This window comes from Mycobacterium sp. 141, from assembly GCF_000382405.1.
In the GTDB taxonomy this organism is placed as follows: domain Bacteria; phylum Actinomycetota; class Actinomycetes; order Mycobacteriales; family Mycobacteriaceae; genus Mycobacterium.
In genome coordinates this window covers 16479-27786 of the sequence record NZ_KB908268.1, presented here as the reverse complement: position 1 = coordinate 27786, position 11308 = coordinate 16479, and the positions used below count along the sequence as shown (strand labels likewise).

Sequence of the window (11308 nt, the reverse complement as noted above, 5' to 3'; positions counted from 1 at the left end):
AGTGCCGGATGAACTCGTCGTTTTCCACGGGAATCCTTGCCTTCAATAACGTTCCGAGTAACGAGTCAACCGATCGCCCAGTGTCCACGGCGTGAGCATATGTATGTCCTCTAACGACCCGCGTATTTCCGCCCAAACTCGAAGGGCCAAGGTGGGCCGCCACGCAGGCGGGCCGGCCGAAGCACTGTCAGGGGCGCACTCTTCCGAAACCCACACCACCCCGCCAGTCAACGACTGAATCGCATCCTGCGCGCCCTGCAGGTCCTTGCCGATCAGATTCGGCATCGTCGACGACGATTCGGCCGACGCCACCGGGCTCAACGCGACGGCCATGCCCACCACAACCGCTCCACCAACACACTTTTCATCACAACCTCTTGGTTTGAAGTGGACGGCGCACCGTTACAAAAGCCACCGACAAGTCTTGGCGACGAAGAGCTTCCAACGCTGGTCCCGCGTCAGATCAAAGTCGGTCACGCAATCGACTTGCGCCGCCAGATCTGCGCGGTGTGACCCGGGCCAGTAGATCTGTCCGCATGCCGTGCACCGACTGAAGTCGTCGTAGTACCGGCGTGTCAACGGCTCCAGCTGCTCGATCACTTCGTCCTTGGTGACCGCCGTCAGCGTGCCGTTACACCGCCGGCATCGGGTGAGCGGAGCCAAGCGGTCTGGCGAGATTCAGTGTTATCGGTGTGGTGATTGTCGCTGAATTATCGTTGATAGCCGGGCACCACGACACCCACATCCACGCCGGGACTCCTGGGGTGCATGTGACTTCAGCAACCGGCGAGAGCCCGGACACCCATGGCGTCCGGGCTCCGACCAGAGGGGGCTACTTGGCGTGGTTGCGCTGGTGGTGGTGATGCACCGAGGTTCCGGGCTGGGGCATGTTGTGCTGGTGCGGGAAGGCCTCGTGGTGGCTCACCGACGGGCCATGGGTGGCCGTTGCGGCGTCGGCGTGGGCCGACGCGGCTCCGAGGAAAATGACGGCCGGGGCAGCAGCGAGGACGAAACCGGCGGCGATACGGCGGGTGATGGTCATGTCGACTCCTTTGTCAGATAAGGCTTTTCGGTATGTCATCCGGTGTGTTCCGGCGTTGAAATAAGAATGCCGCACACAGCCATCGCCAACCATCGACCAACCGGACCATCCACCAGACGAACTACTTGTCCCCCGATCGGGGGAACCCGGGGCGGGCCCCCGGATCTAGTCGTAAATGACATCGAGCCCCCGCCGCCGAAGATCGGCCAACCCGTCCTGCATGGCTTGCAGCTGTTCGGGTGAATGCCCCACCCAATCGGTGATCTCCCCGACGATCCTCGCCGGCTCAGGGGTCCGGTAGGAGCGGGTCGGATTGCCGGAAAGCTTCTTGTCTGTCACGTTCGGATCGTCCTCGAGCGGGCCTTCGGGTTCCACGATATAAATGCGGCCCCGGCCCTTGCCGACAGCAAGCTCGGCGCCCCACACCGCGGCATCCAAAGTTTGAGTGACATAGACGTGATTCATGATCCGGCCGACTTCGTAATTTGATTCGCGGCCGGGCACCAGCCGATCCCCCACCGCAAGATCGGCTTTGGTGCCGTGCAGGTAGGCACCTGACGGATGTACTTCAAAAGGCTTCGGCGTGCTCGTCACAACATCCCCCATCAGCGGTTACTTCGCAGCCGGACGATTGTGCAGCACGCCAGGGGCCTTGCCGCAAGCCCCACCCCCGCCCTTATAGTGAGAGTGGGAGCAACGTTTTCAGATGTCCTGGCGCCCAGCCAAAGCGCTTGTCGGCGGAATCCTCATCGGTGGCAACCCGATACTGGTCCAGATCCAGGGCGGCCAGGTCAAGGCGATCGCACCGCCGGAGTCCGCGCAGGCGCCGATCATCTACCCGCTGCCGCCGTTGGGCTGAACGTCACAGCTGCTCCCGCAGTTGGTCAACGATACCGCTCAACCGCGCGAAATGTGAACCGCGCCAGTAGATCCTCCCGCAGTCGGTACAGCGACTGAATTCGTCGTAATAGCGACGGGTCAACGGCTCGAGGCGATCCAGCACGTCTTCCTTCGGCACGGCGGCCAGTGTGCCGTTACACCGCACGCACCGGGTAAACGGCGCCAGACGCTGATGCAGATTCAGACGACGGATCACCGCGAGGGTCTGCTCCTCCGCGTGCTGGGAGTGGACGAACAAGCCGTGCGTGATTGCGCGACGCTTCAACAGGCCACGGTCGCGGGTCAGCAGGATGCGGTGCTGTTGCAGGCTGATATCGGCCAGCACGGCATCGTCGGCGTCATTCGACCACCACACGTCGAAGCCGAGCAGCCGAAGCAGCCGCGCCAGCCGGCCGAGGTTGACGTCGATCACGAACCGCGGTTCTCGCAGCGGCACCGGCCGCAGCCGGGCCGTCGCGCCGATGTCGAGCGCCTCGAACATCGGGTACACCGCGATGCGGTCGCCGGCAGTCGGGCGGTGCTCGAAGCCCGCCGGGTTCCCGTTCACCAGGATGAGGTCGACCTCGGTGTGCGGGATGCCCATCGCCTCCAGCACATCCTTGACGGTCTGATGGCTCCGAAACGGGCGGCGCACAGTCAGGCCCCGCGACGCGGAGCCGACGAAGTCGTTCAGCTCGGCATAAGCCCGGACCGTCACGAAACCGGCCATACCGCCACGGTCCCACTGCGGCGCCGACGGCTCGGTGTCGCTAGTGTCTGCGCCCATGGGGCAGTGGCCGCACGACGACGTCCTGCACGCCTGGTGGGTGCAGCCGCACCGGCTACTGGCCGGCGAATACCCGGGCGCCACCACACCAGAGAGAGCCGAGGCCAAGGTGCGCGTCCTCGTTGACGCCGGCGTCGACACCATCATCGACCTCACCACGGACCACGACCACCTGACGCCGTACCGCGAGCGCCTCGATGCGGCGGCCGAGGCGGGTGGACGTACGGTGCGGTACTTCGCACACCCGATCCCCGACTTCGGGGTCCTCGACCATGCGGGCTACGACGCGATCCTGGCCCGCATCCACTCTGAATTGGACGCGGGCCGGACCGTGTACGTGCACTGCTGGGGCGGGAAGGGCCGCACCGGCACGGTGATCGGGTGTCTGCTTGCGGAGTCCGGGTTGAGCTACGACGACGTCATCGCACGTATCGCGGAATTACGCTCGGGCACAAGGAAAGCCAGCGATCCGTGCCCCGAGAACACGGCGCAACACGACATGCTGCGAGCGCGTTGCTGCCGATGATCTGGCCTCGAGTCACTTGGCGTGGTGGTTGTGCTGGTGGTGGTGATGCACCGAGGTTCCGGGCTTGGGCAAGTTGTGCTGGTGCGGGAAGGCCTCGTGGTGGCTGACCGACGGGCCATGATTGGCCGTTGCGGCGTCGGCGTGGGCCGAGGCGGCTCCGAGGAAAATGACCGCGGGGGCGGCGGCGAGGGCGAAACCGGCGGCGATGCGGCGGGTGATGGTCATGTCGACTCCTTTGTCAGATAAGGCTTTTCGGTATGTCATCCGGTGTGTTCCGGCGTTGAAATAAGAATGCCGCCAACAGCCGTCGCCAACCATCGACCAACCGGACCACTCACCAGACGAAACCCCTGTCCCCCGATCGGGGGAACTGTCAAACCCGGCATACGCAAGCCGCAGAGTCTGCACCAGTCCGTGCCCGCGAACGGCTACCGGAACTGGGGAAACTGATCCAGCCCGCCGCCGCCGATGTCACCGGCGGCTTGAGGCAGGCACTTCGCCCTGCAAACTGAAAAAAGAGTCAAGACAGTCGGAAAGCTGTGGGCTCGTCGGCTCGGCCCGGTCTGCGGACCGGCCTCCCGCAGTGTCCGGCTGGTGCCGCCTGGGCACCCTTGGTGAGGGAATCGGTGACATGTGACGCCGCTGATGACGCTTCCCCTTCCGGACGGGGTCATGACTCGCCGAGTTCAGGCCCGCGCCGTACCCCGCTGAACGTGCATGGGCGTCGTCCGCCTATCGACAAACGCCCGTAACGCGTTTCGGTCTACCGGCCGCTTGCCGTCCAACACGTCGGCCAGCGGCACGCCGCCCACAACGTCATAGACAGCCAGCCGCGCCAAACGGACTCCCAAACCGACCGCAGCGATGTCCCGCATGGCGTCGTATAGCGCGCGCTGCTTCCAGCGCGGTGAGCCCGCGCCGTCGAGCAGCCTGGCCGGGCCGGCGGGTCCAAAGAGTTGCTTGGCGGACACAGTCGTCCAGTAGCTGCCCCATCCCCGCTCCAAGGTGCAGACACTTTCGAACTGCGTGCAATAACGCATGTAGGTCTCGCGCCACGGAAGCTGCTGTGTCCATGCTGGTTCCAGGGTCTTCCGACGGTACCTGTTGAAATGCTGCCCCTCGTCCAGTTCGACGATCAGTCCACCTTCGAGCACACAGTCCCACGGGCCTGGCCGCAGCCGCGGCGCTTCGAGGGCTCCGCCGAGCAGGTGATACACCCGCAGGATCTCTTTCTGATCCTGCGGCCGCAAAGCCTGCAGGTGTGGGCGCATCGTTTTCGTCGAAGCGCGTCGATAGCCCGCCTCGGCCAACATCTGCTCCAATGCATCCTGCCGAGCTCCCACACTGATCACCGAACCTCTATCCATCGAACTGATGTGAACCGGGCATCGTCTCAGCACCCACCGACAAGTGGCTCAAGTCGTTCGTCCTACTTGGCGTGGTGGTTGTGCTGGTGGTGGTGATGCACCGAGGTGCCCGGCTTGGGCATGTTGTGCTGGTGCGGGAAGGCCTCGTGGTGGCTGACCGACGGGCCATGATTGGCCGTTGCGGCGTCGGCGTGGGCCGAGGCGGCTCCGAGGAAAATGACCGCGGGGGCGGCGGCGAGGGCGAAACCGGCGGCGATGCGGCGGGTGATGGTCATGTCGACTCCTTTGTCAGATAAGGCTTTTCGGAATGTCATCCGGTGTGTTCCGGCGTTGAAATAAGAATGCCGCCAACAGCCGTCGCCAACCATCGACCAACCGGACCACTCACCAGACGAAACCCCTGTCCCCCGATCAGAGGAACCGCGCGAGCCCCGGATCTAGTCGTAAATGACGGCCCGGGCCCTTTCCGGCCGCAAGCTCGGTACCCCGCACGGCGGCATCCAATGTTCGGGTGACGTGGACGTGGTTCATGATCCGCCCGGCTCCGTAATTCGACTCGCATCCGGGCACCAGCGGATTCCCCGACAGGCTGCAACGCCCGGCTTGCCGGCATGCCACTGGACAGCTCATAACTAACTTTGTGGTATTTAATCTATAATAAGGATCCGATTAGTGCATCTTCCACAGAGAAGGTTTGACATGAACTGGCCGACGCATCAGTCGGTGCGACGGGCGTGGACGCCTCGCGGCCGTCAGGGTAACCGCGAAGACCGTACTCTCAAGCATGTCATCGCGTCCGTGCCGCCGGCCATTAGTGATCGCACTTACGACCCGGTCGGCGAAGTCGGCCGCGCCCACGACAATGCGCTCATCGCCATCGCTCGTCTCGAAGCCGGATACGGTCAGCACCTCGCCCCATTGGCAGATTTCCTGCTGCGCAGTGAGTCGGTCGCATCGTCCAAAATCGAGCACATCGACGCCGGCTGGCGCGCGTTCGGCAAAGCATTTGCCGGGGCAAAGGCCAACGACGAAGCCCGATCTCAGCTGGCAGCGGTCGGTGCCCTGATTGAACTCGTCGAGTCTGCCAATTCGGGCCCCATCACGCTACAGACCGTCCTCGACGCACATCAGCTGTTGATGGCGCCAGACCCCTATACCGACAGCCCAGGCGCGTTGCGCACTGTCCAGAATTGGATCGGTGGCAGCGACCACTCACCTGTCGGTGCTCAGTACGTGCCTCCCCCACCGGATCTCGTGCCGGCACTCATGGACGACCTACTGGTGTTCGCCAACCGCACCGACCTGCCGATCGTGGCCCAGGCCGCGATCGCACATGCCCAGTTCGAATCCATCCACCCATTCGTCGACGGCAACGGCCGGATCGGGCGCGCGATGATCAGTACCATCCTGAGACGCCGCGGGCTGACCCGACGCGTAACCGTTCCAGTGGCTTCGGCCATGCTCGGCGACACCGATTTCTACTTCGGACGGCTCACTGCCTACCGGGCTGGAGACGCCGATCAGTTCGTCGGCTATCTCGCGGACGCCGCCATACAGGCAAGCATCGCCGCGGAGGAATCGGCCGCCCGTCTCTCCGAGTTGCCAGCACAGTGGCGATCAATTGCCCGCCCACGCGCCAACTCCGCCGACGAAACGCTTCTCGACAACCTGCTGGAGGTCCCGATATTCAACGCCGATACCGCCCGATCACTCACAGGCACGACCGATGCCAGTACCTACAAAGCACTCGGCCGCCTGACCGATGCGGGCATTCTGGAGGTCCTCTCATCCGGTACTCGTAACCGAATCTGGGCGGCCAGTGACGTGCTGGCCGAACTCGATCTCCTCGGCGACACTATCGGCAGGCGCACCAGGCCCAACGCCTGAGTCGTGTCAGGACGCGTCGGCACCGCCCACCCACAAGTGAGCCCGGACGCTCGATGGCGTCCGGGCTCCGGCCAGAGGGGGCTACTTGGCGTGGTTGCGCTGGTGGTGGTGATGCACCGAGGTGCCCGGCTGGGGCATGTTGTGCTGGTGCGGGAAGGCCTCGTGGTGGCTCACCGACGGGCCATGGTTGGCCACCGACGCATCCGCATGCGCCGAGGCAGCACCGAGAAAGATGACGGCCGGGGCGGCGGCGAGGGCGAAACCGGCGGTGATGCGGCGGGTGATGGTCATGTCGACTCCTTTGTCAGATAAGGCTTTTCGGAATGTCATCCGGTGTGTTCCGGCGTTGAAATAAGAATGCGCTTCCCCGACGCGCGGCAATATCGACCAACCGGCCCATGCACCGGCCGAAACCCCTGTCCCCCGATCGGAGGAACCGCGCACTGCGCCTACTTCGGACGCTGCGACATGACGGTGGAGCAGGCCCAGATGACGAACGCCGATCTGGCGCTTGGCAAGCCGGTCCTGCAATAATGACCGGGGCGTGGCTGGTCGGCCACGACGTCCAAATCGATCTCCGGATCGCAGCTTTTCAGGTTCAGGATCGATGGCGTCGTAGCAGTCTGCTGTGATGCCCACCCCCATGAGACGAGCCAGGATTCGAGCATCGCGCGCCTTGACGTGCTCCACCGTTTCGATGAGCAGCAGCACACCGCCTTCACCGAACACCATGCCGTCCCGGTCTGTACCGAACGGATGGCAGGCGACAGGCGGATCCTCGTTGTAGGTCGACAGCATGCCCAATTGGCGGAACGCTGCGGCGGACGCCGCTCCTGATGCATCGGCCTACCCACACCGGAGTAGGCCCAAATCATCACAGCCGGGTGTTCATACGCCAGACTGAAACGATGACCGAACCCGCCACCCGCGTCGCGGTCTACCTGGACTTCGACAACATTGTCATATCGCGCTACGACCAGGTCAACGGCCGCAACTCGTTTCAGCGGGACAAGGCCAAAGGACTGGACGCGGACAAGCTCACCAAGGCCACCGTGGACGTCGCCGCGATCCTCGACTTCGCGTCGTCGTTCGGCACGCTGGTGCTGACCCGCGCGTACGCGGACTGGTCAGCCGACGTCAACGCCGGCTACCGTCAGCAGCTCGTGGGCCGCGCCGTCGACCTGGTGCAGTTGTTCCCGGCCGCCGCGTACGGCAAGAACGGCGCCGACATCCGGCTCGCGGTCGACGCCGTCGAGGACATGTTCCGGCTGCCCGACCTGACGCATGTGGTGATCGTGGCCGGTGACTCCGACTACATCCCGCTGGCCCAGCGGTGCAAACGGCTGGGCCGCTACGTCGTCGGCATCGGGGTGGCAGGCTCGTCGAGCCGGGCGCTCGCGGCCGCCTGCGACGAATTCGTCATCTACGACGCTCTTCCCGGCGTACCGGCCACCGAACCCAACCCAGAACCCAATCAGCAGAAACGCACCCGCAAGAAGACCGGACCGGACCCGCAAGCCGAGGCCACCGCACTGCTCACCCGGGCGCTGCAGATCGGCCTGGAGAAGGACGACGTCGAGTGGCTGCACAATTCGGCGGTCAAGGCGCAGATGAAACGGATGGATCCGTCGTTCAGCGAGAAGTCTTTGGGTTTCCGGTCTTTCAGTGATTTTCTACGGGCGCGCTCCGATGTCGTCGAATTGGACGAGAGCTCGACGACACGGATGGTCAAGCTGCGGTAGCAGTCAGCACACCCGATGATCCGCACGGAAGCGCTCAACGTAGGCGGGCCAATCCCACGTCGACAGGAAGTCGGTGGTCGCCTGGTATCCCTTGTCGTAGAGGGCCTCGGCCGCGCCGCGGGTGATACTGAAGTCGAGCACCCCGATATCGGTCGAGTCCACCTCGATCGCCCGCACTTTCACCCACGGTTGATTGAGATAGGTCTGGTCGTGGCCGACGAGCATGGTGGTGATCAGGCTCTGCAGCAGTGGCGGCCCATGCAGCGGGCCGAGCCCGGGAATCAGCTGCTCGAATGTCGGAGCCGGCAGGTAGGGAATCACCGTCGCGCCGAAGGTGGGCCACCGCGGCATTCTTCCGTCGGGACGGTCGAAGGAGTCGATCGGGAAGTTGGACAGCACTCCTCCGTCGACGAGCGTGTACGGGTCACCGGCGGCGTCGTCGAGCGTGACCGGTTGGAACAAGAACGGGATCGCCATCGAGGCGCGGACCGCGTCGGCGACAAGCTGTTCATCGGGATCCAGCCCGTAGAGTCGACGGTAATCCCACGGCAACCGCACCAACTGGCCCGACGTCAGGTCGGTGACGGTGACAACAAGGCGGTAGCGTCGCTCCGGCAGGAGTTGGTCGTCGTCGATGGCCAGATCGCCGAAGGTGCTGACGCCCAGGTTCTTCAGCTCACTGCGCATCCAGGCGTGGGCGTAATCTCCGCGGTAGATGCCGGTCTCGCGCAACAGCCCCCACGCGGGCCCCAGCAGGGGGATACGTTCGATCGGCCCACTGTCCCGGAATTTCCGGTACGGCACGTTCAACGCCAGTTCCCGCAGTTGCTCGCCGCTCAGCTGATCGCCTTGCGCCGCCGCGGCGACCACCGCTCCGACCAGCGACCCGGCCGAGGTACCCGACACCCGCTGGATCGCGTACCCCGCGTCCTTCAGCGCGACGGCGGCACCCACCAGACCGATGCCCTTGACCCCGCCACCGGACAGGACGAGGTCCGCGCGGAGCGGTTCACGACGCGTGGTGTGGTTGGCAGCCATGGCCCCAGCCTCGCACGCGATGCTGAGGATCTCCTCGAATTCGAGGCCCCAGCAATGGGGAGCAACGAGAAGAGCCCGGACGGTTGTCCGGGCTCCTCGGGCAGCGCCTTGTCAGGCGCGGTTGTTCTGATGGTGATGATGCACCGCGGTACCCGGCTGCGGGAAGTTGTGCTGCCCCGGGAAGACCTCGTGGTGGCTGGCAGCGGGGCCGGTGTTCGTAACGGAGGTCTGGGCCTGGCTGGCGGTCGCGGCACCCAGGGCGATGATGGCGGGAGCAGCGGCGAGAGCGAAACCGGCGGCGATGCGGCGGGTGATCATCATGATTGAATCCTTTGTCTCAGTGGGCTTTTGAAGTTTCTGTCCCGGTTGATCCGGTGTTGATATAAGAATGCCCCGCCGCAGCCCGGACCGATATCGACCGACCGGCCCATCGACCGGACCAACCTCTTGTCCCCCGATCGGGGGAAGCGTCAAAAAAATTGACGCCGCGCAGCAGCGGCAGAGAAGCACACCCTGAATCCGAGATGACTCGGAGGAGAGGCCGCAAAGAGATCGACCGCTTCCGTCACGAGTTCCTGAGCGCACGGGACATCGTGATCACCGACGAACCCAAGGAGTACCCCCAGTACTGGCCCGGTTACTACGCCGTATTCTTCGACGACCCGATCAACGGCATTCACTGGGAGCTGGCCTGGATACCGCGCGTACCCACACCCGGGCAGGTGTGGTCGTTCTATCGCACCATCCGTGGCTACGCCAGGAGTCGGCCCGACCTGGCGAATACCGTTCCCGGCGTGGCCTTGCAGGCGAGGCGGGCGCTGGCGGCGCGGTGATTGCCCCTGAGAAGGGCACGGGCCTATGGGCGCCACCAGAAATTTCCACCTACGCTGGTGGTACTGGCCCGGTTTGAGCCAGGTGCGAAGTGGTGACACATGAAAAGCGGAGTTGCGAAGCACATGGTCCCGGGCCGTTCGCCCGATGATCGACGGTCGCGCTCGACTCGCCCGCGCCGTCGCCGATCCACGCGGGAAGAATTGACCGCCGCCGTCGTGCCGGTCACCGACACCCTGTTCGCCGACGTCTCGGAGTTTCAACCGGTGGTGAACGACAGCTATCCGTATGAGGTGCTGTCGATCCGGGTCAGCGACGGCACTTACCAGGACCACAATTTCGCCGCCAACTACACCTGGATGCGCACTGCGCTCGATGACGGCAAATTGGTATTCGGGATCGTCTACACCTATTGCCGGCCCAACTGGCAAGCAAATGCCAACACCGTGCGGTCCATGATCGACGCCAACGGCGGGCTGCATCCTCGCATCACGCTCATGCTCGACATCGAGCAGGGCGGCAACCCGACCGGCGACGGCTCCTCCTGGATCAATCAGCTGTACTGGAATCTGGCGGACTACACCGGGAACCCGGCACGGATCATCGGATACGGCAACGTCTATGACCTCACGGCCATGTGGCGTACGAAGCCAACCGGTCTACGCCTCATCATCGCCGGCTACGGCAGTAATCCCCCTTACCCCGGCAAGGTCGCTCACCAGTACACCGACGGCAGCGGCTACGGCGGCGGGTTACCCGAGGGCGCACCGCCATTCGGCAACTGCGACATGAATTCCGCCGACGGGCTCAACCCGGTCCAGTTCGCCGCAGCCTGCGGCGTCGTCACCCAACCAGCAGGAGGTACCGACCGTGTCTGACGCAACATCCCTGCAAGCCGACATCTCCGGCGTCGCAGTCAACGGCGCGCCCGAGCCCTGGCGGGTGGTCTTCGCCCGGCACCCACGCAATATCGGTGACATCGTTGACGACCCGAACCGGGGCCCGTGGAACTCCACCCACAACGGCCAGGTGTATCAGGGCACTTACGACGCGTTCGAGCAGCAGGTGACCACCGCCGAGCAGATCGCCTGGGTACACACCTTCAGTGACGGCATCACGCGCGATGCCGGCGACGTGCTCATCGAGTTGATGGAGTTCGCGATCCAGTGGCGCACCGCCAACAAGCTACCGACGTCAGCTAAGTAGCCA

Annotated in this window: 18 protein-coding genes and 2 pseudogenes; 7 read left to right on the top strand and 13 right to left on the bottom strand. The window is 64.4% G+C overall.

What is annotated here, in order from left to right; all coding sequences use genetic code 11:
• Positions 1 to 42: 42 nt before the first annotated feature.
• From H276_RS23170 to arr, 4 genes and pseudogenes are all read right to left on the bottom strand, one after another.
• On the bottom strand, positions 43 to 333 hold the full coding sequence (locus tag H276_RS23170) for a hypothetical protein (protein WP_231376705.1): 291 nt from the start codon (positions 331 to 333) through the stop codon (positions 43 to 45).
• Between the two features lie 69 nt (positions 334 to 402).
• Positions 403 to 666, bottom strand: a pseudogene (locus H276_RS0116945) (Mut7-C RNAse domain-containing protein); the annotation flags it as partial.
• A 166-nt stretch (positions 667 to 832) separates the two neighbouring features.
• Complete coding sequence (locus tag H276_RS0116940; RefSeq protein ID WP_019972492.1) at positions 833 to 1042, bottom strand: hypothetical protein; 210 nt, start codon at positions 1040 to 1042, stop codon at positions 833 to 835.
• A gap of 165 nt (positions 1043 to 1207) precedes the next feature.
• Entirely contained in the window at positions 1208 to 1648 is a 441-nt protein-coding gene (gene arr / locus H276_RS0116935) for an NAD(+)--rifampin ADP-ribosyltransferase (RefSeq protein WP_019972491.1), read from the bottom strand.
• 100 nt (positions 1649 to 1748) lie between these two features.
• Here arr and H276_RS24795 point away from each other — a divergent pair, with 100 nt between their 5' ends.
• Positions 1749 to 1901 carry a hypothetical protein gene (locus tag H276_RS24795; RefSeq protein WP_019972490.1) on the top strand — a complete coding sequence of 51 codons (153 nt, stop codon included), beginning with the start codon at positions 1749 to 1751 and terminating at the stop codon, positions 1899 to 1901.
• 3 nt (positions 1902 to 1904) lie between these two features.
• Here H276_RS24795 and H276_RS0116925 read toward each other — a convergent pair whose 3' ends face one another.
• A complete protein-coding gene (locus H276_RS0116925) occupies positions 1905 to 2651 on the bottom strand; it encodes a Mut7-C RNAse domain-containing protein (protein ID WP_026357105.1) in 747 nt (248 codons plus the stop codon).
• 43 nt (positions 2652 to 2694) lie between these two features.
• Between H276_RS0116925 and H276_RS23670 the strand changes: the two genes are divergently transcribed.
• The gene (locus H276_RS23670; RefSeq protein ID WP_231376701.1) at positions 2695 to 3234 is read left to right on the top strand and encodes a tyrosine-protein phosphatase; all 540 of its coding nucleotides are present in this window, start codon (positions 2695 to 2697) and stop codon (positions 3232 to 3234) included.
• A gap of 12 nt (positions 3235 to 3246) precedes the next feature.
• On the opposite strand, the gene H276_RS0116910 is transcribed toward H276_RS23670, so the two are convergent.
• The 4 genes from H276_RS0116910 to H276_RS24790 form a co-directional block, all read right to left on the bottom strand.
• On the bottom strand, positions 3247 to 3459 hold the full coding sequence (locus H276_RS0116910) for a hypothetical protein (protein ID WP_019972487.1): 213 nt from the start codon (positions 3457 to 3459) through the stop codon (positions 3247 to 3249).
• A gap of 461 nt (positions 3460 to 3920) precedes the next feature.
• Positions 3921 to 4586, bottom strand: a complete 666-nt coding sequence (locus H276_RS0116905) for a hypothetical protein (RefSeq protein ID WP_019972486.1) — start codon at positions 4584 to 4586, stop codon at positions 3921 to 3923.
• A gap of 77 nt (positions 4587 to 4663) precedes the next feature.
• Positions 4664 to 4876, bottom strand: coding sequence for a hypothetical protein (locus H276_RS0116900; protein ID WP_019972485.1), 213 nt, complete (start codon positions 4874 to 4876; stop codon positions 4664 to 4666).
• Between the two features lie 136 nt (positions 4877 to 5012).
• Entirely contained in the window at positions 5013 to 5231 is a 219-nt protein-coding gene (locus H276_RS24790) for an NAD(+)--rifampin ADP-ribosyltransferase (RefSeq protein WP_155943141.1), read from the bottom strand.
• 69 nt (positions 5232 to 5300) lie between these two features.
• On the opposite strand from H276_RS24790, the gene H276_RS0116895 reads away from it, so the two are divergent.
• Complete coding sequence (locus H276_RS0116895; RefSeq protein WP_019972484.1) at positions 5301 to 6488, top strand: Fic family protein; 1188 nt, start codon at positions 5301 to 5303, stop codon at positions 6486 to 6488.
• Between the two features lie 81 nt (positions 6489 to 6569).
• On the opposite strand, the gene H276_RS0116890 is transcribed toward H276_RS0116895, so the two are convergent.
• Both H276_RS0116890 and H276_RS25710 read right to left on the bottom strand, forming a co-directional pair.
• Entirely contained in the window at positions 6570 to 6779 is a 210-nt protein-coding gene (locus H276_RS0116890; protein WP_026357104.1) for a hypothetical protein, read from the bottom strand.
• Positions 6780 to 7238: 459 nt separating this feature from the next.
• A pseudogene (locus H276_RS25710) lies at positions 7239 to 7286 on the bottom strand (hypothetical protein); the annotation flags it as partial.
• A 110-nt stretch (positions 7287 to 7396) separates the two neighbouring features.
• Between H276_RS25710 and H276_RS0116885 the strand changes: the two are divergent.
• Positions 7397 to 8230, top strand: coding sequence for an NYN domain-containing protein (locus H276_RS0116885; RefSeq protein ID WP_019972482.1), 834 nt, complete (start codon positions 7397 to 7399; stop codon positions 8228 to 8230).
• Between the two features lie 3 nt (positions 8231 to 8233).
• Here H276_RS0116885 and H276_RS0116880 read toward each other — a convergent pair whose 3' ends face one another.
• Positions 8234 to 9268: a patatin-like phospholipase family protein gene (locus H276_RS0116880; RefSeq protein WP_019972481.1), complete on the bottom strand. Its 1035-nt coding sequence runs from the start codon at positions 9266 to 9268 to the stop codon at positions 8234 to 8236.
• Positions 9269 to 9379: 111 nt separating this feature from the next.
• Positions 9380 to 9589, bottom strand: coding sequence for a hypothetical protein (locus H276_RS0116875; RefSeq protein WP_019972480.1), 210 nt, complete (start codon positions 9587 to 9589; stop codon positions 9380 to 9382).
• A 203-nt stretch (positions 9590 to 9792) separates the two neighbouring features.
• On the opposite strand from H276_RS0116875, the gene H276_RS23160 reads away from it, so the two are divergent.
• From H276_RS23160 to H276_RS0116860, 3 genes are all read left to right on the top strand, one after another.
• A complete protein-coding gene (locus H276_RS23160) occupies positions 9793 to 10101 on the top strand; it encodes a hypothetical protein (RefSeq protein ID WP_019972479.1) in 309 nt (102 codons plus the stop codon).
• 201 nt (positions 10102 to 10302) lie between these two features.
• Positions 10303 to 10977, top strand: coding sequence for a hypothetical protein (locus tag H276_RS23155; RefSeq protein WP_019972478.1), 675 nt, complete (start codon positions 10303 to 10305; stop codon positions 10975 to 10977).
• Positions 10970 to 11305, top strand: a complete 336-nt coding sequence (locus H276_RS0116860; protein ID WP_019972477.1) for a hypothetical protein — start codon at positions 10970 to 10972, stop codon at positions 11303 to 11305. The genes H276_RS23155 and H276_RS0116860 overlap by 8 nt, the downstream gene beginning before the upstream one ends.
• The last annotated feature ends 3 nt before the right edge of the window (positions 11306 to 11308 follow it).

What these genes read in the sequence shown, in the direction of transcription:
- arr (WP_019972491.1), bottom strand. Translation starts at nt 1,648, where the DNA reads ATGGGGGATGTTGTGACGAGCACGCCGAAGCCTTTTGAAGTACATCCG.
- H276_RS0116890 (WP_026357104.1), bottom strand. Translation starts at nt 6,779, where the DNA reads ATGACCATCACCCGCCGCATCACCGCCGGTTTCGCCCTCGCCGCCGCC.
- H276_RS0116925 (WP_026357105.1), bottom strand. Translation starts at nt 2,651, where the DNA reads ATGGCCGGTTTCGTGACGGTCCGGGCTTATGCCGAGCTGAACGACTTC.
- H276_RS0116880 (WP_019972481.1), bottom strand. Translation starts at nt 9,268, where the DNA reads ATGGCTGCCAACCACACCACGCGTCGTGAACCGCTCCGCGCGGACCTC.
- H276_RS24795 (WP_019972490.1), top strand. Translation starts at nt 1,749, where the DNA reads ATGTCCTGGCGCCCAGCCAAAGCGCTTGTCGGCGGAATCCTCATCGGT.
- H276_RS0116885 (WP_019972482.1), top strand. Translation starts at nt 7,397, where the DNA reads ATGACCGAACCCGCCACCCGCGTCGCGGTCTACCTGGACTTCGACAAC.
- H276_RS0116940 (WP_019972492.1), bottom strand. Translation starts at nt 1,042, where the DNA reads ATGACCATCACCCGCCGTATCGCCGCCGGTTTCGTCCTCGCTGCTGCC.
- H276_RS0116900 (WP_019972485.1), bottom strand. Translation starts at nt 4,876, where the DNA reads ATGACCATCACCCGCCGCATCGCCGCCGGTTTCGCCCTCGCCGCCGCC.
- H276_RS0116895 (WP_019972484.1), top strand. Translation starts at nt 5,301, where the DNA reads ATGAACTGGCCGACGCATCAGTCGGTGCGACGGGCGTGGACGCCTCGC.
- H276_RS23160 (WP_019972479.1), top strand. Translation starts at nt 9,793, where the DNA reads ATGACTCGGAGGAGAGGCCGCAAAGAGATCGACCGCTTCCGTCACGAG.
- H276_RS24790 (WP_155943141.1), bottom strand. Translation starts at nt 5,231, where the DNA reads ATGAGCTGTCCAGTGGCATGCCGGCAAGCCGGGCGTTGCAGCCTGTCG.
- H276_RS0116910 (WP_019972487.1), bottom strand. Translation starts at nt 3,459, where the DNA reads ATGACCATCACCCGCCGCATCGCCGCCGGTTTCGCCCTCGCCGCCGCC.
- H276_RS23170 (WP_231376705.1), bottom strand. Translation starts at nt 333, where the DNA reads ATGGCCGTCGCGTTGAGCCCGGTGGCGTCGGCCGAATCGTCGTCGACG.
- H276_RS0116875 (WP_019972480.1), bottom strand. Translation starts at nt 9,589, where the DNA reads ATGATGATCACCCGCCGCATCGCCGCCGGTTTCGCTCTCGCCGCTGCT.